Origin of the sequence: Natronorubrum amylolyticum (assembly GCF_052040145.1) — an archaeon.
Lineage (GTDB): Archaea > Halobacteriota > Halobacteria > Halobacteriales > Natrialbaceae > Natronorubrum.
Map to the genome: position 1 here is coordinate 798438 of NZ_JBPPFW010000001.1, position 23429 is coordinate 821866.

21 protein-coding genes are annotated in these 23429 nt (G+C 64.3%); 9 read left to right on the forward strand and 12 right to left on the reverse strand.

Annotated features, from left to right (window positions below; translation table 11 throughout):
* Positions 1-12: 12 nt before the first annotated feature.
* Positions 13-492, forward strand: coding sequence for a redoxin domain-containing protein (locus tag ACSFDB_RS04025; protein WP_440769738.1), 480 nt, complete (start codon positions 13-15; stop codon positions 490-492).
* A 90-nt stretch (positions 493-582) separates the two neighbouring features.
* The gene (locus tag ACSFDB_RS04030; RefSeq protein ID WP_440769739.1) at positions 583-1395 is read left to right on the forward strand and encodes an HD domain-containing protein; all 813 of its coding nucleotides are present in this window, start codon (positions 583-585) and stop codon (positions 1393-1395) included.
* Positions 1396-1763: 368 nt separating this feature from the next.
* On the opposite strand, the gene ACSFDB_RS04035 is transcribed toward ACSFDB_RS04030, so the two are convergent.
* Entirely contained in the window at positions 1764-1988 is a 225-nt protein-coding gene (locus ACSFDB_RS04035; protein ID WP_440769740.1) for a MarR family transcriptional regulator, read from the reverse strand.
* Positions 1989-2129: 141 nt separating this feature from the next.
* On the opposite strand from ACSFDB_RS04035, the gene ACSFDB_RS04040 reads away from it, so the two are divergent.
* Positions 2130-2324 carry a XapX domain-containing protein gene (locus tag ACSFDB_RS04040; protein ID WP_440769741.1) on the forward strand — a complete coding sequence of 65 codons (195 nt, stop codon included), beginning with the start codon at positions 2130-2132 and terminating at the stop codon, positions 2322-2324.
* A 45-nt stretch (positions 2325-2369) separates the two neighbouring features.
* Here the strand turns inward: ACSFDB_RS04040 and ACSFDB_RS04045 are convergent, their stop codons facing one another.
* From ACSFDB_RS04045 to ACSFDB_RS04075, 7 genes are all read right to left on the reverse strand, one after another.
* Positions 2370-3674: a 5'-deoxyadenosine deaminase gene (locus ACSFDB_RS04045; protein ID WP_440769742.1), complete on the reverse strand. Its 1305-nt coding sequence runs from the start codon at positions 3672-3674 to the stop codon at positions 2370-2372.
* Between the two features lie 43 nt (positions 3675-3717).
* Positions 3718-3906: a hypothetical protein gene (locus ACSFDB_RS04050; protein WP_440769743.1), complete on the reverse strand. Its 189-nt coding sequence runs from the start codon at positions 3904-3906 to the stop codon at positions 3718-3720.
* Between the two features lie 99 nt (positions 3907-4005).
* On the reverse strand, positions 4006-5844 hold the full coding sequence (locus ACSFDB_RS04055) for an FAD-binding protein (protein ID WP_440769744.1): 1839 nt from the start codon (positions 5842-5844) through the stop codon (positions 4006-4008).
* Between the two features lies 1 nt (position 5845).
* On the reverse strand, positions 5846-6724 hold the full coding sequence (locus ACSFDB_RS04060) for a succinate dehydrogenase/fumarate reductase iron-sulfur subunit (protein WP_440769745.1): 879 nt from the start codon (positions 6722-6724) through the stop codon (positions 5846-5848).
* Positions 6721-7092: a succinate dehydrogenase hydrophobic membrane anchor subunit gene (locus ACSFDB_RS04065; protein ID WP_440769746.1), complete on the reverse strand. Its 372-nt coding sequence runs from the start codon at positions 7090-7092 to the stop codon at positions 6721-6723. Before ACSFDB_RS04065 ends, ACSFDB_RS04060 begins: the two co-directional genes overlap by 4 nt.
* Complete coding sequence (gene sdhC, locus ACSFDB_RS04070; RefSeq protein WP_440769747.1) at positions 7092-7520, reverse strand: succinate dehydrogenase, cytochrome b556 subunit; 429 nt, start codon at positions 7518-7520, stop codon at positions 7092-7094. The genes ACSFDB_RS04065 and sdhC overlap by 1 nt, the downstream gene beginning before the upstream one ends.
* 167 nt (positions 7521-7687) lie before the next feature.
* Positions 7688-8782 carry a succinylglutamate desuccinylase/aspartoacylase family protein gene (locus tag ACSFDB_RS04075; protein WP_090304893.1) on the reverse strand — a complete coding sequence of 365 codons (1095 nt, stop codon included), beginning with the start codon at positions 8780-8782 and terminating at the stop codon, positions 7688-7690.
* 197 nt (positions 8783-8979) lie between these two features.
* Between ACSFDB_RS04075 and ACSFDB_RS04080 the strand changes: the two genes are divergently transcribed.
* From ACSFDB_RS04080 to katG, 4 genes are all read left to right on the forward strand, one after another.
* Entirely contained in the window at positions 8980-9729 is a 750-nt protein-coding gene (locus tag ACSFDB_RS04080) for a GNAT family N-acetyltransferase (RefSeq protein WP_440769748.1), read from the forward strand.
* Positions 9730-10045: 316 nt separating this feature from the next.
* Positions 10046-11515, forward strand: a complete 1470-nt coding sequence (locus tag ACSFDB_RS04085; protein ID WP_440769749.1) for an oligosaccharide flippase family protein — start codon at positions 10046-10048, stop codon at positions 11513-11515.
* A 97-nt stretch (positions 11516-11612) separates the two neighbouring features.
* Positions 11613-12956, forward strand: a complete 1344-nt coding sequence (locus ACSFDB_RS04090; RefSeq protein ID WP_440769750.1) for a RimK family alpha-L-glutamate ligase — start codon at positions 11613-11615, stop codon at positions 12954-12956.
* Between the two features lie 206 nt (positions 12957-13162).
* Entirely contained in the window at positions 13163-15352 is a 2190-nt protein-coding gene (gene katG, locus ACSFDB_RS04095; protein WP_440769751.1) for a catalase/peroxidase HPI, read from the forward strand.
* 82 nt (positions 15353-15434) lie between these two features.
* Here katG and ACSFDB_RS04100 read toward each other — a convergent pair whose 3' ends face one another.
* The 3 genes from ACSFDB_RS04100 to ACSFDB_RS04110 form a co-directional block, all read right to left on the reverse strand.
* A complete protein-coding gene (locus tag ACSFDB_RS04100; protein ID WP_440769752.1) occupies positions 15435-16733 on the reverse strand; it encodes a DUF8593 domain-containing protein in 1299 nt (432 codons plus the stop codon).
* 285 nt (positions 16734-17018) lie between these two features.
* Positions 17019-17612, reverse strand: coding sequence for a DNA-3-methyladenine glycosylase family protein (locus ACSFDB_RS04105; protein WP_440769753.1), 594 nt, complete (start codon positions 17610-17612; stop codon positions 17019-17021).
* 88 nt (positions 17613-17700) lie between these two features.
* On the reverse strand, positions 17701-19602 hold the full coding sequence (locus ACSFDB_RS04110) for an L-aspartate oxidase (protein ID WP_440769754.1): 1902 nt from the start codon (positions 19600-19602) through the stop codon (positions 17701-17703).
* Positions 19603-19723: 121 nt separating this feature from the next.
* On the opposite strand from ACSFDB_RS04110, the gene ACSFDB_RS04115 reads away from it, so the two are divergent.
* Together ACSFDB_RS04115 and ACSFDB_RS04120 are read left to right on the forward strand one after the other, a co-directional pair.
* The gene (locus ACSFDB_RS04115) at positions 19724-20251 is read left to right on the forward strand and encodes a metal-dependent hydrolase (RefSeq protein ID WP_440769755.1); all 528 of its coding nucleotides are present in this window, start codon (positions 19724-19726) and stop codon (positions 20249-20251) included.
* Positions 20252-20315: 64 nt separating this feature from the next.
* Positions 20316-20690: a CBS domain-containing protein gene (locus tag ACSFDB_RS04120; RefSeq protein ID WP_440769756.1), complete on the forward strand. Its 375-nt coding sequence runs from the start codon at positions 20316-20318 to the stop codon at positions 20688-20690.
* Between the two features lie 54 nt (positions 20691-20744).
* Here the strand turns inward: ACSFDB_RS04120 and ACSFDB_RS04125 are convergent, their stop codons facing one another.
* A complete protein-coding gene (locus ACSFDB_RS04125) occupies positions 20745-23306 on the reverse strand; it encodes a heavy metal translocating P-type ATPase (RefSeq protein WP_440769757.1) in 2562 nt (853 codons plus the stop codon).
* Between the last annotated feature and the right edge of the window lie 123 nt (positions 23307-23429).

Below are 23429 nucleotides of genomic sequence, written 5' to 3' on the forward strand. Positions count from 1 at the left end.
AATCTACGGGTGATGCCAGAAACCGGAGATGCTGCGCCCGACTTCACTGCACCGCTCGCAAACGGCGACGTCGACTCCTTCACCCTCTCGGAGCGCCTCGAGAACGAGGCCCCGATCGTCCTCGCCTTCTTCCCCGGCGCGTTCACCAGCGTCTGTACGACCGAGATGTGTGCGTTCCAGGACCGACTCGCCTCGTTCAACGACCTCGACGCCAGCGTCTACGGCGTCAGCCGCGACTCGCCGTTCACGCTCAACGAGTTCCGCGACCAGAACGACCTCGAGTTCGGGCTCATCAGCGACTACAACAAGGAGATCATCGACGACTACGGCGTCGCGATGGACTTCGCCGACCTCGGCGTCTACGGCGTCGCCAAGCGCTCGGTGTTCGTCGTCGACGCCGACGGCGAGATCACCTACGCGTGGGTCAGCGACGACCCCGGCGTCGAACCCGACTACGACGAAGTCGAGGCCGCCGTCGAAGACGCGGCCTGAGCGGATCGGTCGATCAGATCCGAAGGCACCGTATCGATCATCGAACGCCCTTGCCGCAGGGCTTTTTTAGTCGGCAGCCGACGTTCGCGTATGAGCGATTCTGCAGGCGACGCCGGTCGACGTGTCTATCATCCTGATGCCGACCATCACTTCCCCGACGAGAAACTGAACCGCGTCCTCGAGTTCGTCCTCGAGGACGAGGAGATCCAGACCTATCTCGAGGCCCAAAACGTCAACGCGGTCGACCGGATGCAGTACAACGACCACGGCGCGAAGCACATCGAGATCGTCCGCAATCGCGCGCTCTGTCTCTACGACCTCCTCAAAGCTGGCAACGTCGATTTCAACGGCGCGCGCCAGCAGGGACTCGAGGAGGAAGACGAGTCGGTGATCATCGCGCTCGCGGCGACGCTTCACGACATCGGCCACGTCGTCCACCGCGACGAGCACGCCTACTACTCGATCCCCCTCGCGGCGGACGTTCTCGATCGCGTCCTCCCCGAGTTCTACGGCGTGGGCGAAACCGTCCGGATGAAAGGCGAGGTGCTCCACGCAATCCTCTGTCACCACCGAACCGAGACGCCGCTAACGACCGAGGCCGGCGTCATCCGCGTCGCCGACGCCCTGGATATGGAACGCGGCCGCTCGCGGATCCCCTACGAACACGGCGGTCGCGGGATCAACACGCTCTCGAGTCAAGCCATCAGCCACGTCTCCCTGCAGGAAGGCGACAGCAGCCCCGTCATGGTCGAGATCGCCATGACCAACGCCGCCGGCGTCTACCAGGTCGACAACCTGCTCAAAGCGAAGCTCCAGGGCTCCGGCCTCGAGGATCAGATCCGAATCGTCGCGGTCAATACGAACGAGAACCGCGAGCAGTTGGTCGAGCGGATCGAGCTCTAGAAACGAAGTTTTGCGCTGCGTTCTGGTGAGACGTGCGCCATGTTCTGGCGCACGTCTCACCGACACTCGGCAAAAATTCGATTAAAAGCAACGGAAGACGATCCTGCTCGCTATCGCTCGCAGGCTGCGACTTCCGAGCCTTCGTTCGATAAACTCACGAAGACACTCCTCCTTCCGTTCGTCCACTCCTTGCAGTCGTTCTCTCACATCAGTCGTCGGCCCGCTCGTTCGCCCTACGGGCTCACTCGCGGTAGCTATCGTTGGATCACCTGCCCTCCCCCGGATCGCGGAAGCGCCGCAAATCGCGGCGCTTCCGCTCACGGCCGTCGAAACCGGATAACGGACGGGGTCGTCGTTCGAAACTCGAGTCAGACGAGTTCGAATCCGGAATCCGTCCGCTCGAGGTAGCCTCGCTCCCGAAGCGTGCCGGTGATCGAGAGCACGGTGCCCTTCTTGACGTCGAGATCGTCACAGAGGCGCTCGGTCGTCGCGCCGTCGGTCGCCGCAACGTACAGATAGACCAGTTTCGCCCGTGGTGACTCGAGGTCGTCTGGAACCGGTACCGTCGACTTGAGTTGTCCGTCTGAGTGCATACGCCAGCGTCTATTTTCGACGATATTAAAATTGAGTATCGTCATCTGTCGAATACCGGGCGGCTGAAAACGTCAAACCGGAAGCGAAGCGGCGGGGGCGAGTCAGAGCGCTTTTTGGTATCGACCGTCTCCTCAACGCTCATGAATCTCCAACTCGTCGTTTTGGGATTGCTGACCGGCCTGCTCACCGGTGCGTTTTTCGCCGTTTTCGACGTTCCGATCCCGGCACCGCCGGAGCTCCCGGGACTCATGGGCATCGTCGGAATCTATCTCGGCTACAAACTCGTCCAGCACCTGGGGGTCAGCGTCGACGTCTTCGAGTCGGTCGGCTTCTGACGAGAAGAGTCACGTCGGTTGTCGAACAGGTTGTGGCGTGTGGTATCAGGGCGCAGCGTCGAGGTCCGCAGCGAACTCGCGGGCCCGCGCTCTGATCGCCGCAGCGTCCGCGACGCACACGTCGCCATCTCGCATCAGGACGTCGCCGTCGACCATCGTGAACTGCACGTCGTCGCCGTGAGCGGCGAACACCAGATGCGAGAGCACGTCGTGAATCGGCGTGGCGCGGGTGATGTCAGTCTCGAGGCCAACGATATCGGCCTTCCACCCCTCGCGAAGCGCTCCGACCCGGTCGAACCCCGCCGCGCGCGCCCCGTTGATCGTCGCCATCTCGAACACCGTCTGCGCGGGAAGCGCCTGGGGCTCGAGTCGATCCACCTTCTGGAGTAGGCTGGCCTGACGCATCTCGGTAAAGGGATCGAGCGTGTTGTTACACGGCGGGCCGTCGTTGCCCAGACCGACGTTGATTCCCCGATCCAGATAGTCGAGCACCGGCGCCACGCCGCTCGCGAGTTTCATGTTCGAGGATGGGCAGTATGTGACGTGCGTTCCCGTCTCCGCGAGCAGTTCGCGCTCCGATTTGTCCGTCCAGACGCAGTGGGCGAGCACGACGTCCTCGCCGGTCAGCCCGACCTCGTGGAGCCAGTGAATGTTCCGCCGGCCGGTCTCGTCCTCGACCGTCCGGATCTCGCCACGGTTCTCGCTCGCGTGCGTGTGAATGCGTACGCCGTCGTAGGCGTCCGCGAGGTCCCGACTACCTCGCAGGCACGCCTCCGTACAGCTCACGGCGAACCGCGGCGTCACGGCGTACTGAATGCGGCCGTCGTCGACGCCGTGATACTGCTGTATCAGTCGCTCGCTCTCGGCGAGGGCCTCGTCGGTGTCCTCGAGCAGCCCCGGCGGCGCTTCCTTGTCCATCATCACCTTCCCGAGTCGGCCGCGGATTCCCAACTCTCGAGCAGCCTCGAACGCCTCCTCGGCGTGGGCGACCGAGAGGTGGTCGACGCAGCCCGTCGTCCCGCTCTCGATCATCTCGAGGTAGCCGAGTTCGGCCGCGGCTCTCATCGCGTCCGGCGACAGCGACGCCTCCATCGGGAGGACGTACTCGAAGAGCCAGTCGAGGAGTTCGGTATCGTCGGCGATGCCGCGGCCGAGACTCTGGACCGAGTGGACGTGCGCGCCGACGGTCCCCGGCGCGAGGAGGTCGTACGACTCGCGCTCGTGGTCCGGATACCGCTCGAGACAGGTCGACCGGTCGCCGACGGCGACGATGCGATCGTCCGCAACGACGACCGCCCCGTCGTGAATCACGGTCTCGGCGTCGACGACGACGGTTCCCGACAACAACATATCGAGACTCGATACCCGGCGGTGGCCCTTATCTCTGTGGATCTCAGGACGATCTGAACGACATCGACAGCTGCGAGAGGCCCCACGCGAGCGAGATGAGGACGGCGAACGTGAGGTAGCCGACGCCGAGCGGCAGGAGAATCAACGGTAGGTAGTCGGCGAAGAGGTAGAACGTGACTGCGAGCACCGGAACGAGAACGAGATTCAGCCGGACGAATCGCTCGATACCCATTACGTGAGGAAAGCTGGACTGGACATTTAGCACTGCTGGTGTCGGTCGAGCGCGTGGTCGTCGGTAGCTAGCCGTCGAAAAAAGATCCGAGATAAGCCGTCAGTAGCTGCGATCCTTCGGCTCGTAGGTCTTGTCCTCGCCCTCGAGGATGACCGGCCGGTAGAAGATCTTCGGCTCGCCTTCCTCCCAGGAGATGAGCGTGTGTTTGAGCCAGTTCTCGTCGTCGCGGATCTGGTTCTCCTGGCGCCAGTGGGCGCCGCGGAACTCGTTTCGCACGAGCGCGCCGAGCGCGATGGTCTCGGCGACGTCGATCAGGTTGCGCGTCTCGATGGTCTGCTGGAGGTCAGTGTTGAACGTGCGCGAGGGGTCGTCGACGTAGACGTCCTGATACTCCTCGCGGCACTCGCGGATGAGTTTCAGCGCCTTCTTGACGCCCTCCTCGGTTCGGAAGACGTTCACGTAGTCCGTCATCGCGTTCTGGAGCTTCTGTCGGATCTCGGCGTGCTGGACGCCGGTATCCTTCTCCATCAGGTAGTCGACGTGCTCGCGGGCGCTTTCGACCTGACGCTCGAGAACGCCGTCGACGTCCGCCGCGACTCCGCCGTCCGCGGCGACGCCACCGCTGCTGTCGAGACCGGCGCTACCGGGCTGGACCGGCAGCTCGGTCTCGGTCTCGTCCTCGACGTCGTCGCCGTAGCCGGTCCGGATCTGGGGCTCGCCGAGGTCGTCGCCGGCGGCGTGGCGTCCGGCGCGCTTGCCGAAGACGATCAGTTCCGGCAGGGCGTTCCCGCCGAGTCGGTTGCCGCCGTGAACGGAGACGCAGGCGCACTCGCCGGCCGCGTAGAGCCCGTCGATGCAGGTCTGGCCGTTCTCGTCGACCTCGATGCCGCCCATCGCGTAGTGCTGGCCGGGCTTGACCGGCATCGGCTCGATGAGGCCGTCGACGCCCTCGAAGTCCTCCGCGAGGTGAAGGATGTTCTCGAGGCGGTCCAGAATGCGCTCCTCGCCGAGGTGGCGCATGTCGAGGTGGACGTACTCGTCGTTGACGCCGCGACCCTCCTGGACCTCGGTCAGTTCGGCGCGGGCGACGACGTCGCGGGAGGCGAGTTCGCCGTCGTTGTTCGCGTACCCGTGCTCGAACATGAACCGCTCGCCATCGTTGTTGTAGAGGATACCACCCTCACCGCGGACACCTTCGGAGATGAGAACGCCCGTGGAGGGGAGGGAGGTCGGGTGGAACTGGATGAACTCCATGTCCTCGAGCGGCGCGCCCGCGCGATAGGCCATCGCGTGGCCGTCGCCGGTACAGGAGACGGCGTTCGTGGTGTGGTCGAAGGCCTGCCCAGGTCCGCCGGTCGCGAGGATGACGCCGTCGTTCGCTTTGAACCCTTCAACCTTCCCGGACTGGACGTCGTAGGCGACGACCCCGTGGCACTCGCGCTCGTTGGGGTCGTCCTCGTCGGTCGTCGCCAGATCCATGACGTACCACTCGTCGTAGACCTGAATGCCGCGTTTGACGACTTGCTCGTACATCACGTGCAGCAGGTGGTGACCCGTCTCCGCGCCCGCGTAGGTGGTTCGCGGGAACGAAAGGCCGCCGAAGGGACGCTGGGAGACGCGGCCGTCCTCCTCGCGGGAGAAGGGCATTCCCCAGTGCTCTAAGGTGATGGTGTCCTCGGGGGAGTCCTGCGTGAGGGTCTCGACGGCCGGCGCGTCGGCCAGGTAGTCCGACCCCTTCATCGTGTCGTAGGCGTGGAGTTCCCAGTCGTCGCCCTCGCGGAGCGCGGCGTTGATTCCGCCCTCCGCTGCACCCGTGTGACTGCGAACCGGGTGGAGTTTCGAAACGAGTGCGACGTCCGCACCCGCCTCGTCCGCTGCGACCGCAGCACGGAGACCGGCGCCGCCGGCGCCGACCACGATAACGTCGTGTTCGTACATGTTACCAGAATTTCAGGTTTTTCTTGACCGCTTCCCGCTTGAGCTCCTGAATGTGCTCGGTGAGCGGAATGTCTTTCGGACACACCTCGGTACAGGAGAACTGGGTCTGGCAGCGCCAGACGCCGTGTTCCTGTTCGATGATGCGAAGTCGGTGCTCTTTGACCTCCTCGTCCTCGCGGTCGTCCATCGCGAAGCGGTAGGCCTTGTTGATCGCGGCCGGGCCGAGATACTCGTTGTCGCCCGCGGCGATGTTACACGAGGACATACATGCGCCACACCAGATACAGCGCGTGGACATCTTGATCTTCTCGCGGTTTTCGCGCGACTGGCGCTGTTCCTCTAAGTCGCCCGTCGGGAGGTCGTCCTGCTGGAGATACGGCTCGACGGTGTGCATCTGGTCGTAGAAGTGGTCCATGTCGACGACCAGATCCTTGACGACCTCCTGGTGGGGCAGCGGCTCGATCCGAACCGGGTGCTCGAGGTCGGCCATCTGCGTCTTGCAGCCGAGACGCTGCTTACCGTTGACGAAGAAGGCGTCGGAGCCACAGACGGCCTGCCGACAGGAGTGTCGGAACGTCAGCGAGGAGTCGTAGTGGTCTCGCGCGTACATTACGGCGTCGAGGACGGTCATCCCTTTCTCGAAGGGAACGTGGAACTCGTCGAAGCGCGGCTCCTGTTTGTCCGCGACCTCGGGATCGTAGCGGAAGACCTTGATGAGGACCGTCTCCCCCTCGAGTTCGGATCGATCGGCCGTCGTCTGATCGATCTCGCCGCCTTCTTTCTCCTTCTCGTCGACCGGCGACTCGGCCCCTCGCATTTCGGGGTCTTCCGGTGCTTCCTGACTCTCCGGCTGTTCGGGTTCCTGTTGTTGAGTGCTCATACGATCACCACCCCGGCCATAGCCATTGCAACGTAGATTCCCTGCACGATGAGTGCCACGCTCGCGATGACAAGCACGGCGAGCACGACCTTCTTCTGCGTTCCCTTCAGGCCCTGGTTGACCAACGCGTTGTAGACGCCGTTGACGCCGTGGAACGTCCCGGCGATGAGAAACAGCACCATCGTCAGGAAGTAGCCGACGTTCTCCATGCGGGCCTGCGTGCCCGCGAACGTGATGTCGGCCGCGTGATTCACGAAGTGTAGCTGGAAGAAGTGGAAGGCGAGAACGACGACCAGAAACGCCGCCGTGATCCGCTGGAGCAGCCAGCCGGTGCCGCCGGGCGTGAACGAGGAGTATCGTTCCGCCATTAGAGGGCCACCCCGTCCATGAAGGTTGGAACGCTCGCGACGGTGATGATCGCCGTCAGCACCAGCGAGGCGTAGAAACTCTTGTCCTGTGCGTCCAGCCCGACGCCGAGATCGACCATCAGCAGTCGGAGCCCGTTCAGGATGTGGAACACGGCTACGGCGAGGAGACCGACCTCGAGCACGCGGACGATGAACAGCGACTCGAGTCCCTGAAGCGTCGTCGTGTAGATGTCATCGCCCGATGCAACCAGCGAGGCGTCGCCGCTCGCTGCGCCGACAGCTGTACTCAGCACGGCGATATGGGTGAACAGATAACCGATTAGCATCCACCCGGTGAACTTGTGGAAGATCCACGCCCACATGCCGGCCGAGAACTCCTTCCATCGGCCGAAGTCCTCGATGAGACCGCGATTGTAAGACTGACTCATACGCTCATGTGCACCGTTAGACCGCGGGGGTATAGAAGTTACTTTTATCGCTCCTGTCTTGTCTTCCGCGCGAACACGAGTGGGCAGAAACAAACCAGGTTCGGCGACCGGTCCCGAACGGGTTCGTGACTCGAGTGCCGAGCTGTCAAACAAAATATGCCAGCAGACTACTCAGTCTGGCCGGCCGGCCGGAGATCCGACTGCGAACTCTCCGTCGTTCGCTCGCGTTCTAAGGCCGTTCGGGTGTCCGCCGAGAGCCCGACGAGATGGCACAGCGGGTTCCCCGGGTAGACCACCGGGTTCTCGAGGACGCCAACGATGAGGCCGGTGAAGGGTGCTTCGACGGTGACGATGTCGTCTTCCTCCTTGAACGGGTTCGTGATCGCGCAGATCACCTCGCCCTCGCGGACGAACTCCCCGCGACCGCGTTTCATATCGACGATTCCGCCGGCGTCGGCGCGAATCCAGGTCTTCTCGTTGTCGTCGTCGATGACGGTCCGCCACCCGGGCCAGTGGACGGAAGAATCCGGGTGAAGCCCGAACTCGGCGAGGACGCTCGCCACGCCGGTCAGCGCGCGATCGATCAGGCGGCGCTGGAACCGGTGGGCTTCGCCCATCTCCACGGTGATCGTCGGGACGTCGGCCTGCGTCGCCTCCCGTCGGAGCGTTCCGGCGGGCCCTTCGCCGGCGATGATGACGTTCGAACTGAACGACTTCGCGAGGCGCTCGACGCTCGGCTTCTCGATGTTAGCTCGCACGTGCAGCATGTTGGTTCGCCCGCGAGTGGACGTATGAAAGTCGATTCCGAGATCGCAGGGCTCGATGAAGTTCGTGAAAATGCGGTGGGCCATCCGTCGGGCGCTGGTCGATCCCTCGCGGCCGGGGAACGACCGATTCAGGTCCCGGTCGTAGATCGGCAGGTAGCGTTCCTGGGCGAGAAAGCCCGGCACGTTCATCACCGGGAGACAGACCAGCGTGCCGTGGAGCATCGAGTGGTCCCAGTCGTGTGCGACCTCGCGGACGACCTCGATCCCGTTGAGTTCGTCCCCGTGGGCCGCCGCCGAGAGACAGACCGTCGGGCCGGGATGTTTGCCGTTGATGACCGTTACGGGGATCCGTACCGGATCGCCGAGGTACGTCTCACTAATTCCGTACCGGATGTTGGCCGACTCGCCGGGATCGACCCGGCCACCGTTGTACGTAAACGCCTCGGCTGGGTCGGACGAACCGTCGTCGGGCGGTTCGTCTCTCTCGTCGCTCATAGTAGTGTCTCCGCGGGAAGCAATGTGAATGTTCTCTTGTAGACCCGAGAGCCCCGTCGGACACCGGCAGGTCCCCGCCGATCGGAGCCCGCCACCGGTATCGATCCTACCGAAACTACCTGCCCCGCCGTAGGGTCGGGCAGAGATAACTGATTCTGTGGGCATACGTTTTGTACGAGGGCATGGTACTGTCGGCTATGGAGATTCGTGAAGCGACCGACGACGACATCGACGCCATCCGATCGATCGCCCACCGCTCACTCGAGTCGACCTACACCGATTTCCTCGACGAGGAAACCGTCGACGACGCTATCGACCAGTGGTACGGCGAGTCGTTCGCCGACGAACTCGCGGACGACCACTCGCTCGTCCTCGTGATTGAACGCGACGGTGAGGTCGTCGGCTTCTCTCAAAACGACCTGATCGGCCAGCGCTACGAGACCGGACGAATCCTGTGGCTCCACATCGACCCCGACGCCCGCGGCGGTGGGACGGGTGTCCGTCTGCTCGTTCGGACCCGCGAGAAACTACTGGAGAAGGGTGCCGACCACGTCCAGGCACTCGTCCTCGAGGACAACGAGGGCGGTAACGAGTTCTACCAGGACCACGGCTTCGAACGGGCCGGCCAACGCGATGTCGAGATCGGCGACGAAACGTACACGGAGAACGTCTACGCGGAAGGCAAGATCGGCGACGAGGGCTGGGGAGCCGTCGACGAACTCGAGGTCGACGGCGAAATCGTCTACGTGAGCTACGGCGAGGCCGCTCGCGGCGAGAAGTCGCCGTTCTACGGCGCCTACGAGACCGAAGAGCAGGAGGAGCTCTACGCCTGGTTCTGTGGCAACTGCGACTCGCTGGACAACACGATGGACACGATGGGACGAATCGAGTGTAACGTCTGTGGCAACCGACGGAAAGCGACGCGCTGGGACGCGTCGTACCTCTAACCTGCCAGCGACGCGACTGTTCGGGTAAGAACGGTCTCCGAACCGGTCGATCGCGTCTGATCCGATACGCGCACGATCGAAGTACGGCGGGCTTACCGAATCGTTCACGCGTCCGCTTCCCTCCTCGAGCGGGAAACCGGGCCGGGCGGCACATCGCCGGCGTGTCAGGCGGTTGGTACTGTAGCTGAACGTTTCAGCGCTGGTATCGCGACCGTACGCTGTTTGTCTCCGCATTACAATTGCGGGATCAGTCCACCGAACAACTACGTCGGACTCGCCGGTCGCCGAAGCCACCACGTCGTTCAACGGATTTCGAATGAGTAGACAGGAGCACATCGTTCACGGGTTCAAGGCAACGCTCGTCGCTCGAGCAGTCTACATGCTCTCGAGCGCGCTGTTGATGTTCGTTCTGGCGCGGTATCTCCTCGATACCGACGGCTACGGAACGCTGTACTGGGTGATCGGCATTCTGGCGATGGTACAGTTAGTCGCGGACCTCGGGATCGGGAAATCCGCCGCCCGGTACATCTCGGAGTACAGCGAGAAGGATCCGGGACAGATTCCCTACCTGATCACGTCGACGATCACGATCAAAATTATCGCGATCACGTTCGTCGTCTACCTTCTCTTGCTGTTTCACGAGCAGATCGCGACCGTGTTGGGCAACCCCGAAGCCGCGCCGTTTCTCGCGGCCGGTGTGATCTACATCGCCGTCTTCTCCTTTAGCACCTTCACGCAGGTCGCCTTTCAGGGGTTCAACAATCTCACCTACAGCGCCGGCGTGCAGGCACTTAGCGGATTCGCGCGGCTCATCTTCGCCGTCGGATTCGCCCTGATGGGACTGGGTGCGCTCGGCGCCTTCTTCGGCTACATCGTCGGCTACGCGATTTCGGCCGCCGTCGGGTTAGCACTGCTTTACTATACGTACTACGCGCCGTACGACTCCGCCGAGTCGTACGAGGACGGCCTGTCGCGACGGCTCCTCGAGTACAGCGTGCCGCTGACGGCGACGCGCAGCGCGAACGTCGTCGACAAACAGATCGACACCGTCCTCGTCGGCGTCTTCCTGACGCCCACCGCGGTCGCGTTCTACACGATCGCCAAGCAGATCACCGACTTCGTGCTCTCGCCCGCGGAGGCGCTCGGCTTTACGATCTCGCCGAACTTCGGCGAGCAGAAGGCGTCCGGACAGCTCGCGGAGGCCCGTCAGATCTACGAGACGGCGCTGACGAATACGATGTTGCTGTACATCCCCGCGGCCGCCGGGCTGGCGATCGTCGCGGGTCCGTTCATCACGATGATTATCGGGGATAACTACGCGGGTGCGGTGCCCGTCCTCCAGATCCTCGCCGGCTTCGTCGTGTTGCAGGCGATTACGAACCTGACCAGCGACAGCCTGGACTACCTCGGCCGCGCCCGTCACCGAGCGATCGCGAAGGGCGGGACGGCCGCGGCCAACTTCGGGCTGAACATCGTCCTCATCCCGACGATGGGCGTGGTCGGCGCCGCGGCGGCCACGGTCGCCACGCACACGGTGTACGTCGCGGTGAATCTCTACATCGTCCACCTGGAGCTCGATCTCAATCTGTTGCGCCTCGGTCGGTCGATCGGGTTGATCTGTGCCATCACGGGCGTGATGGCCCTCGCCGTGTTGGTCGTGATGCCGATGGTCTCGAGCATCGCGGTCCTGTTCGGCGCGATCGCACTCGGCGCGGCCACGTGGGCCGTCCTCGCCGTCGCGAGTGGACTGGTCGATCCGGGGGAGGTTCGGGCAGCGATTTCGTGATAAAATCTCGGAAAGTCGAACAGAAACCGGTTGTATCAGCCACCTGCCGTCGTTCGATGACAGTATACTTTTCCCGGACCTCATCATCTACAGTAGTATGGCTGTCGACGATCCTGTCACCGTTGGAGTATTAAGTCTACACACGAGCAAGGAGACGAAGGCGATTTTGAACGCCGTCGAAGGACTCGGTCACGAGACCGAGTGGCTCCGTTCCGAAAATACGTCGATCAGCGTGACCGACGGCAGCGTCGTCTTAGAACCCGACGTCGACGTCATCGCGAATCGAATGCTCCTGTCGAACACCGAACAGCCCGCCGAAGAGCTCGGGCTGGCGAACACCTTCGCACAGCTGGTTCCGACGCTGAACGAACCGTCGACGGTGCTGACGGCGATCCACAAGCTCGCGACGGCGACGACGCTCGCGGCCAACGACGTCCGAACGCCCGACGTCACCCTCGCCCTGAGCAGCGAGAAGTTGAACGCAGCGCGGAAGCAGTACGGCGAGGAGGCCGTCTACAAGACGGCGATCGGAACCCACGGCGGCGGGACGTGGAAGGTCAGCGGTGACGATCCGGTCAACGCCAAAGTCGGCAACCGATACGCCTTCCTGCAGGAACTCATCGACCGAGACGACGACCGCCACTTCGACGCTCGCGTCTACGTCGTCGACGGAGAGATCATCAGCGCGATGTACCGCTACGCGCCGGACAACGACTGGCGAACGAACGTCGCCCTCGGTGGCGACGTCGAGGATGCGACCGACGACCTCCCAGAGGAAGCGCGGGATATGGCCCGTCGAGCGTCCACCGCGATCGGCCTCGACTACGCCGGCGTCGACCTCGTCGAAGGCGACGAGGGCTGGTTCGTTCTCGAGGTCAACCCGACGGCCGGATTCAAAGGACTCTACGAGGCGACGCACGTGAGTCCGGCGCCGTACATCGCCAAACTCGCGATCGAACAGGCCGGCGGAGAGGTCGACGAGGACCGCGTCCGCGATCTCGCGAACGTCCTCGACGACTCCCGACCGACGGCCCAGCCCGTCGAGGCGACGGCGCCGGATACGGAGTCCGCCATCATCGGCTACACCGAAGAGATCGTCCTGTCGGGAACCAGCGGCTCGAAATCCGTTCTCGCGAAGTCCGACACCGGCGCGACGCGGACGAGCATCGACACGAGTCTCGCGGCCGACATCGGGGCCGGTCCGATCAAATCCATCACGCGAATCCGCTCGGGCAGCAGCAAGACGGCCAAGAGCCGGCCCGTCGTCGACGTCGTCGTCGGCGTCGGCGGCAACCAGCACACCGTCACCGCGAGCGTCGAAGACCGCAGTCACATGGACTACCCCGTCATCCTCGGCAGAGATATCCTCGGCAACTACCAGGTCGACGTCGGTCGACGAGCGGACAAGGACGTTCCCGACACACCCGAAGAAGAGGAGTAACTCCCCTCTCGCGACGAGCACCGATCGACCGGGGCGATGTGGAGAACACGATTTCCGACGCCAAGGTACCTACCCGCGGCTCGGATTGCGCGTCGAAGACCGGGACGAGCTCGAGGATTTGTGAAATAAAAATATTATTTCCTTTGTCGAAAAGTCACCCGTCAGTTTAGGAAATCTTAATAGGAGAAAGTAGCAATCATTCAGTGATGACTAGGTCCAACCAAGACTGGTGGCCGAATCAGTTGAACCTGAAAATCCTCGACCAGAACGCACAGCAAGCGTCCCCGCTGGGCGAGGAGTTCGACTACGCCGAGGAGTTCGAGAAACTCGACCTCGACGAGGTGAAAGCGGACATCGAAGACGTGATGACGACCTCCCAAGAGTGGTGGCCGGCGGACTACGGCCACTACGGGCCGCTTTTCATCCGAATGGCGTGGCACAGCGCCGGCACGTACCGCACCAGCGACGGGCGCGGCGGCGCGGCCGGCGGTCGACAGCGGTTTGCGCCCCTCAACAGCTGGCCCGACAACGCGAACCTGGACAAGGCTCGCCGGCTGCTCTGGCCGGTCAAACAGAAGTACGGCCGCAAGCTCTCCTGGGCCGACCTGATGGTCCTGTCCGGAAACGTCGCCCTCGAGTCGATGGGGTTCGAGACGTTCGGCTTCGCCGGCGGGCGCGAGGACGAGTACCAGCCCGACGAGGCCGTCGACTGGGGGCCCGAAGACGAGTGGGAAGCGTCCGAACGATTCGACGAGGAAGATACCCTCGAAGGAGGGCTCGCCGCCACCGTGATGGGCCTCATCTACGTGAATCCGGAGGGGCCAAACGGGGAGCCGGATCCGGAGTGGTCGGCGGAACGGATCCGACACTCGTTCGGTCAGATGGCGATGAACGACGAGGAGACGGCCGCGCTCATCGCCGGCGGCCACACCTTCGGGAAGGTCCACGGCGCCGACGACCCCGAGGAGCACGTCGGCCCGGAGCCTGAGGCAGCACCGATCGACCAGCAGGGTCTCGGCTGGGAGAGCAAGCACGGCTCCGGGAAGGGAGCCGACACGATCACCAGCGGGATCGAAGGACCGTGGAACACCACGCCGACCCAGTGGGACACCAGCTACCTCGATAACCTGCTGAACTACAAGTGGTGGCCCGAGAAGGGGCCTGGCGGTGCCTGGCAGTGGACCACGCAGAACGGCGAACTCGACGAGGCCGCACCGGGCGCCGAAGATCCGTCGGAGAAAGAGGACGTGATGATGCTGACGACGGACATCGCCCTGAAGCGAGATCCCGAGTATCGGGAAATCATCGAGCGCTTCCAGGAGAACCCAATGGAGTTCGGGATGGCCTTCGCGAAAGCGTGGTACAAGCTGATCCACCGCGACATGGGGCCGAAAGAGCGGTTCCTCGGTCCGGAGGTTCCCGAGGAGGAGATGCTGTGGCAAGACCCCATCCCCGACGCCGACTACGACCTGATCGGCGACGAGGAAATCGACGAACTCAAGGCCGAACTTCTCGACTCGGAGCTCTCGACCACCCAGCTCGTCAAGACGGCCTGGGCGGCGGCGTCGACGTACCGCGACAGCGACAAGCGCGGCGGTGCCAACGGCGCTCGCATCCGCCTCGAGCCCCAGCGGAGCTGGGAAGTCAACGAGCCCGAGACGCTGGAGACGGTGCTGTCGACCTACGAATCGATTCAGGAGGAGTTCAACGGCTCGCGATCCGACGACGTGCGAGTCTCGCTGGCCGACCTGATCGTGCTGGGCGGCAACGCGGCCGTCGAGCAGGCCGCGGCCGATGCGGGCTACGACGTCGAGGTGCCGTTCGAACCGGGCCGTACCGACGCCTCTCAGGAACAGACCGACGTCGACTCCTTCGGGGCGCTCAAGCCCGAGGCCGACGGGTTCCGTAACTACCTCTCGGACGAGGCCGACCGATCTCAGGAGGAGCTGTTGGTCGACAAGGCCGACCTGCTCGATCTGACGGCACCCGAGATGACGGTGCTGGTCGGCGGTATGCGAGCGCTCGGCGCGACCTACCAGGACACCGACCTCGGCGTCCTCACCGACCGGCCGGGGACGCTGACCAACGACTTCTTCGTGAACCTGCTCGACATGGGCTACGAGTGGGAAGCCTCCGACGGCTCCCACGACGTCATGGGTTGGGAAGCGGCCTCGGACACCGAAGAGGATCAAGGCCAGGTCTTCGATATTCGCGACCGCGAGACGGGTGAGGTCGAATGGACGGCGACCCGCGCGGACCTCATCTTCGGGTCGAACTCCCGACTTCGAGCCATCGCGGACGTCTACGCGTCCTCAGACGCGGAGGAGAAGTTCGTCCGCGACTTCGCAGACACGTGGAGCAAGGTCATGAAACTCGACCGCTTCGACCTCGAGTAACGACTCGAGTCGTCGACACCGGTCTCTCTGTCACCTCTTCTTTGCGGACGTCGTGTCATGCAGTCGTGATCGCCCAGCGTCGTCACTCGACGTGCTCGTCGTCGCCTCGGTGCTGGATGATAACCTCGTCGTCGGTGATCTCGTTGATCTCGGAGCTCTCGACGGGGTAGTCGTCGTCGCCGTGGCCGCCCCAGTTCAGTCGTGCTTTGAGCCGATCCGTCAGCCCCGGCTCGGGGTCGATGTAGGCGGTCTGGCCCTCGATCTCCGCGACGATGCCGATCTGTTCGCCCCGCTCGTCGACGACGTCTTTTCCTCGATCGTCTTCCGAAAGTTCGACCGGACCAGTGTCGACGGTCGGCGTGTCGGTCCCGGCGTCGGCTTCGGTGCCGTCGCCCATCGCCGCGTCACCGCTCGCGCCGGCAGCGCCGCTCTCGGCCGTCGTCTCCATCTCACTGTACTCATCGACGTCGATGATCTCGCCCTCGATGAGGTCGCTACCGATAACCTCCGACTCGAGTAACTCGGTCTCCTCGAGCGCAAAGCGCATCCGGCTTCGCTCGTCGATCTGTTCCTCGATGGTGCGGCGCTCGAGCAGTTCGCTCCGGACGGTGTCGCCCTCGCCGCGCTTGCTCTGGATGACCTCTCGGTCGACGACCTCGTCGGCGGCGACGTCCGTACGCACGACGTCGCTGTCGAGGATCGATCGCTGGACGCTCTCGAGTTCGATGTTCGTCTTGACCTCGTCTCGTTCGAGGTGATCGTGCTGTTCGACGTCGACGTCGACTACCCGACTCTCGATCGTGTAGCGTTCGACCTCTTCGATCGTCTCGATGCGGGACTCGTCGGTCGTCACCTCGATGAGGTCGGCGTTGACGAACTCAGTGTCGACGATCTCGCGGGAGAGGAGTTCGGAGTCGACGACCGTGCGTTCGACGAGTTCGGTGTCGACGACCTCGCTCTCGATCGTGTCGCGTTCGACGACTTCGGTCTCGACGACCTGCGTCTCGACGATTTCGGTCGTCACCGTCTCCCCCTCTCGAAGCTGGTCCTCGAGTTCGCTCCGGCCGAGATCGGCGCGCTCGAACGCCACCTCGCGCTCGACGAGTTCGAAATGGCCGAGTCCCTCGCCGCTGGGTTCGTCCTCGTGGTAGACGAACACCAGATTCTCGTCGTCGAACGTCTCCGTGAACTCGTCCCAGGTGTACTCCTCGTGACCCTCCTCGAGGTGGCCCTGCCGGGCGAACGAGTGGCCGTGATCGTCGCTGTCACGAACCGTGACGGGGACGGCGTCGCGGGCCTCCGCCCACTCGCGGATCCGTTCGGGATCGGTGGTCATTCGTCGCTGTTCGGGGCCGTCGTCTACGGGTGGTTCGTTTGCCATCTCGTTTCCGAACCCACCCGGATCGTACTTGAGTCGGTATGGCCGTCTCGTCGGTCAGTATCTCGTTTCTCGAGACGCCCCGTTCAGACTGTATCGTCGGGGACGTAATCGTCCGTTGTCCACCCGAGATGTCCGAACCTCGGTCAGGGATCGGTGCCAGTAGCAGATTACCGCAGCCGACTCGACCGAAACCGTCGTGACCGGCGACCGTTTCACTCCGTTTCCCCGCGGAAACTCGCGTTTGTACGTCGATCGCTGGGGCTTCGCGACCCGCCCCGGAGCCCGCTACGCCGATTCGTACTCGGCCCAGATGTACCGCGTCGCGACGCTTCGGTACGGCCGCCACGCCTCGGCGATCTCGCGCATCTCCGCCCGCGTCAGCTCCTCGTCGCCGTTCCCGTACAGCTGTTCGATGCCGCGGCGAACGGCGAGATCGCCGAGGGGGAGGACGTCCGGTCGCTCGAGAACGAACAGGAGGTACATGCGGGCCGTCCAGTCGCCGATCCCCTTGATCTCGGTGAGCAGGTCCATCACGTCGTCGTTCGAGTGGTCAGCCAGCCCCTCTCTGGTGTAGTCGCCCTCCTGAAACGCGCGGGCCGCGTTTCGCACGTACTCGATTTTCTGTCGCGAGAGTCCGGCCGACCGCAGGGCGTCGTCCTCCGCTGCGAGGACGGTTTCGGGCGTTACGTCGCCGTCTAACAGCTCGAAGAATCGCTCTCGAACGGCGGTCGCGCTCGCCGTCGACAGCTGCTGGTTGATGATCGAGATACAGAGCCGTTCGAACTCGCTCCAGCTCGGTTCGACGTACGGATCGTGTCGCTCGACGAGCTCCGCCATCACGGGGTCCTGCCGGAGAACCGGCTCGGCGTCTGCTAACATCTGCGTTGATCGAAAGGGAGGTGGTCGAGCGCCAAAGGCGTCTCGGTGACGATCACCGATGGGGAGAACCCGATCGACGGTCGCCCCGTTATTCGAGGTGGTGATAGTCGAGTTCGTGATCCTCGTCGAGGGCCGCTCGGACCGCATCCGACGGGTCGGCGACGCCGCGTCGCCGGATTCTAAGGCCGCCCTCGTCAGTCGAGAGGACGAGCGTCACTCGCCAGTCCGGTTCGGTCTCGGGGAAGTCGGTTCGGTAGTGGGCCCCCCGAGATTCGGTTCGCTCGAGTGCGGTCCGGAGCATCGTCTCCGCGACGGTGAGGCTGAACGAGAGGTCGACGGCGTACTCGAACGAGCAGGACGTCCGGTCCCCGTCGACGCGGAGATCGGCGGTCCGCGCTCGGAGTTCGGCGACGGCAGCCAGCCCCTCGCGAAGCGACTCCTCGTCGCGAAGAATGCCGGCGGTCTCCCACAGCACGTCGCCGAGTTCCTCGAGGAGTTCGACCGGACGAACGCTGCCCTCGGCCGCGGCGAGGTCGTCGAGCGCCCGAAACTCCCGTTCGGCGAGGGCCTGTTGGGCGCTAGTCACGGTAGGCACGCGATCCCTGCTGGAAACCGCGTTCGTGACGTGCTCGCCGACGAGTTTCCCAATGGCGACGGTCTCCGCCAGGGAGTTGCCGCCGAGACGGTTCGCGCCGTGGACGCCCGCGACGGTCTCACCGACGGCGTACAGTCCCTCGACGCCCGTCTCGCCGGTTCGGAAGTCGATGTCGACGCCGCCCATCGTGTAGTGGGCGGTCGGGGCGACTTCCATCGGCTCGCTGGTGATATCGACGCCAAGGCCCTCGAACCGCTCGACCATCGTCGGCAGTCGGTCGCGAATGTAGTCGGGGTCGCGATGGGAGATATCGAGGTAGACGCCGCCGTGGTCCGTGCCGCGACCTTCCCGAACTTCCTGTGCGATCGCTCGCGCGACGACGTCCCTCGCGTCGAGTTCCATCTGGGTCGGCGAGTAGCGTTCCATGAACCGTTCGCCAACGGAAGAGCGACGCTCTTCCGAGCCTCCGCTCGCACCGCTCGCGGAGACGTCTGCGTTGTACAGCCGTCCGCCTTCGCCGCGAACCGCCTCGGTCACGAGTCTGCCGTCCCACTCTTCGCCGTATCGCTCGCCGACCATTCCCGTGGGATGGAACTGAACGAACTCGAGGTCGACCAGTCGCGCGCCCGCCTCGAGGGCCAGCGCCTGTCCGTCGCCGTTGTTCTCGTCGGCTCGCGAGGAGTGGCGGTGGTACAGCGCCGAGAACCCGCCCGCGGCGAGCACGACGTGGTTCGTTCGGAACAGCAGCCCCTCGCCGGTCTCCATGTCGAACCCCACGGCGCCGTCGACACGGGTGCCGTCCGAGAGTAGCCTGGTGATCATCACGTTGTCGCGGTAGGGAATCTCGAGCGCCTGCGCTCGGTCGATCAGCGTCTCGAGCATGGCCTCTCCCGTCCGGTCGCCGACGAAGCAGGTTCGGCGCGAGGACTGGGCGCCGAAGTAGCGCTGGTTGATCGCGCCGTCCTCGGTTCGATCGAACGGCATCCCCCACTCTGCGAGTTCGTGGATGCGGTCCGGCATGTGCTTCGCGGTCAGTTCGACGGCTTCGGGGTCGTTCAGGTGGTGGCCCTCGTTCAGCGTGTCCGCGGCGTGGATCGTCCAGTCGTCTTCGTCGAGCGAGCCGAGTGCGGCGTTGATCCCGCCCGCAGCCCACGTGGTGTGAGCGTCGCCGTGGTCTCGCTTCCCGATGACGAGCGGCTCGAGCCCCGATTCGGCGAGTTCGATCGCGACTCGCGCGCCGGCGGCACCCGCGCCGACGACGAGGACGGGGGTCGTGACGGTGTCGTACTCGATCTCGCGATCGGAGTCACCGCCGTCGCGGGTGGTGATTCGACCGTCGACGCCGGCGTCGTCGGTCGTCGGTACACCGTGGTCGGTCGGCGGTATTTTTGTCATCAATATAAGAGAAGAGGCGACGGGGAATAAGCCGACCACCCAACCATGCAACCCCCCGAAAGCGGTCGAGCGCGCGCTCAGTCCGGGGATTTAGTAACCCGCGTCGGCTATATTCTGACGGATGCAACCGGTCGTCCATCTCGCCGTCGGCTACTGCTGTTATGCAGCCTACACGCGATGGCAACACGGACGCGAGCCAGCCGATCTACCCGCGCTCGTCGCGGTCTTCGGGGCCGGACTCGCGGACTTCATCGACAAGCCGCTCCACGCGGCCGACATCGTGCCAGTCGGCCGAACGATCGGTCACTCGCTACTGTTCGCGGTTCCGCTGATTCTCCTCGTCTGGATCGTCGCGAGCCGGCGGAACCGACGAACCCTTGGCGTGGCCTTCGCGATCGGCTACCTCTCGCACGTCGCGACGGACGTGCCGTGGCACGTTCTCTCCGGTGACTTCGACGAGCTCGGCTTTCTGCTCTGGCCGGTGACGGAGATGCCCGCATACACGGGCGTCAAGCCCCTCGGCACCGTCGCCGGGGTCGAGATTACGACGCTGTGGCTCGAGGCTGTAATCCTCGCCGCCGCCGTGGTTCTGTGGTGGATGGACGGGCGACCCGGGGTCGATCTGTTCCGTCCCAGCCCCAGAACGTGACAAACGGTGAAACTGACCGCTCCGTTGGGGAAATATCATAACTGCCGCGTCCGTTGGTTGTGGTATGAGTCCCGAAGAGAGACAAACCGTCGAAGACGTCATGTCAACCCCATTAGAGACCGTTTCGAAGGACGCGACGGTCGTGGAGGCCGTCCAGCAGATGCGAGCGAAGAATATCAACGCGTTGGTCGTCCCGACGACGCCACGGGCGATCATCAGCAGTACGGACGTGCTCGACGCCGTCGCCGACGGTCAGGACATCACGGACCTGACGGTCGCAGACGTGATGACGACCGACGTTGAAACGGTCGCGCCGGACCTCTACATGGAGGAAGTCGCCGCGATGATGACCACGTACGGTATCAAACATCTCCCCGTCGTCGACGACGACTACGTCGGGATGGTGTCGTCGACAGACGTCACAGCGCACCTCTCGTAAGTCGGCCGTCCGCTCGATTCGCGCGCCGGAACGCTTTTCAGCAAATTCAGTCGATTAGTGCCCACCGTCGCCGCGCCCCTCGAGTCCTTCGGGCGTCTCGGGTTCGACGTTCGCCAACCGCATCGCGTTGCCCGTCACGCCGAGGCTCATCCCCATGTCGCCGATGACGACCGCGTGGATCACCGTGACGATCCCGAACGGAGCACCAACCGCGAGGACGGCCTTGACGGCCAGACTCGACCAGACGTTCTGGCGGATCACGCCGTTGGCCGTTCCGGAGAGTTCGAAGAGATAGGGAAGCCGAGTGAGATCGTCGCCCATCAGCGCCACGTCGGCGGTCTCGAGGGCCGTGTCGGTCCCCGCCGCACCCATCGCGATGCCGACGCTGGCGGTCGCGAGCGCCGGCGCGTCGTTGATACCGTCGCCGACCATGGCGACGTGGCCGTCGCCGCCGTTGCCCACACCCGCCTCGTCCTCTAGCTGTCGGATCCACTCGAGTTTCTCGTCGGGCAGAAGTTCGGCGTGGTACTCGTCGATCCCGACCTCGCTCGCGATTGCGCGAGCAGTCCCCTCGTTGTCGCCGGTGAGCATGACGACGCGAACGCCCTGGTCCTGGAGCTGTGAGACGGCCCACTTCGCTTCGGGCCGAACCCTATCCGCGACGCCGATGACACCGATCGGTCGCTCCTCGGTGCCGACGATCACCACGGTCTTCCCCTCGGACTGGAGGTCGGGGACGACCTCACTGAGCACGTCCAGACAGCCCTCCCGGTCGCACCGGGACGAACCACTGTAACCCATCTCCGCGAGTGCCACGCCGCCGTCGGTCGTCGCGTGGACGTGCTCGAGATCCGCGAGTCCGTCGAACAGGCCCGGTTTGCCGACGTAGTGTGTCGTCCCGTCGATCTCGGCCCGGACGCCCTTGCCCGTCAGCGCCTCGAAGTTCGAGACCTCGGATTCCTCACCGTCGGCCGTGATGCCCTGCTCGTCGGCGTAGCCGACGATCGCCTGCCCGATCGGGTGTTCGCTCCGTCGCTCGAGCGCACTCGCTCGGCGGAGCAGATCGTCCTCATCGGCGCCCTCGAGCGGGATCACGTCGGTGACCGTCAGATCGCCCTCGGTCAGCGTCCCCGTCTTGTCCACCGCGAGGACGTCGCTGTCGCCGACGGCCTCGAGGTGTTTGCCGCCCTTGATCAGGACGCCGTTGCGCGCGGCGCTCGTGATCCCCGAGACGACGCTGACGGGCGTCGAGATGACCAGCGCACAGGGACAGGAGATCACGAGCAGCGTTAGGCCGACAACGAACCAGTAGCTCCAGGACGCGCCGAACAGCAGGGGCGGCACGACCACAGCTGCCACTGCGAGCGCGACGACGATCGGCGTGTAGACGCTCGCGAATCGGTCGATGAACTGCTCGCGTTCGGTCTTCTCCCGCTCGGCGTCTTCGACCATGCGGACGATCCGCGCGATGGTGGAGTCGTCGGCCTCGCTTTCGACCTCGACCTCGAGATAGCCCGACTCGGGGATCGTTCCGGCGAAGACCTCGTCCCCTGCGGCTTTGTCAACGGGCACGCTCTCGCCCGTGATCGGCGACTGATCGATCGCGCTCTCGCCTTCCAACACGACGCCGTCGGCCGGAATCTTCTCGCCGGGCCGGACGACGACCACGTCGCCGATCTCGAGTTCGTCGGCCGGTACCGTCTCCTCCGTGCCGTCCTCGCGACGGACGGTCGCGGTATCCGGGGAGAGATCCATCAGCTCCCGCAGCGAGTCGCGTGCGCGGTCCATCGAGAACCGCTCGAGCAGTTCCGCGACGCTGAACAGGACCGCGAGTATGGCCCCCTCGAAGGGGTGGTGTGCTGCCACGCTGGCGACGATCCCGAGGCTCATCAGGAAGTCGATGTCGAGACTCCGATTGCGCGCCGAGTAGTAGCCGTTGCGGAGGATCGGCGTCCCCGCGACGACCACGGCCGCGATGAACAGCAGGTGCGAGAGTTCGTAAGTTCGGCCCGCGACGGCCCCCAGCGCTGGATCGAGGGCCGGGAAGACGAACTCGAGGGCCATCCCGACCGTCACGAGCACGGCGCCGATCGCGGTCCCGACGGCGCGACGGCTCTTCCAGACGGCCGCTCGATCGTCGAGCGGGTCGCCGTCGTCGTCGATCGGCGACGCGTCGTAACCGGCGCTCTCGATTGCGTCGGTGACGGACATCGAATCGAGATCATCGTCGACCGTCACGGTCACGCGACCCGAGGCGGGGCGCGTCTCGACGTCGCTGACGCCGTCGGTTCGCTCGAGCGCGTTCTCGACCTTGCTCGCACAGGAGGCACAGTCCATGTCGGGGACCGAAAACGTCCGTTCGTCGGACGCAGATTCGATATCGTAGCCTGCAGCCCGCACGCGTCCGCGGATCTCGGACTCGCCGGTCAGCGTCGGATCGTAGTCGACGACGAGGCGGCCGCTGGTCACCCGCGGATCGATGTCGTCGATTCCGTCGAGTCGTCCGACGCTGTTCTCGACCTTGCCGGCACAGGTAGGACAGTCCATGTCGGGAACGCGTAGCTCGAGGGTTCGACTCGAGTCCGGCGGCGTAGATGGGGAGGGAGTATCGCTCATTATCTGCTCATAGTCGCCGGGCCAACATACGGGTTATTTGGCGTGCGCCAACTCGGGACTCGTTCCGAGACAGTTCCGACGCTCGTATCGCCGTCTCAGCGTCCGGATCAGCGAACTATCGAG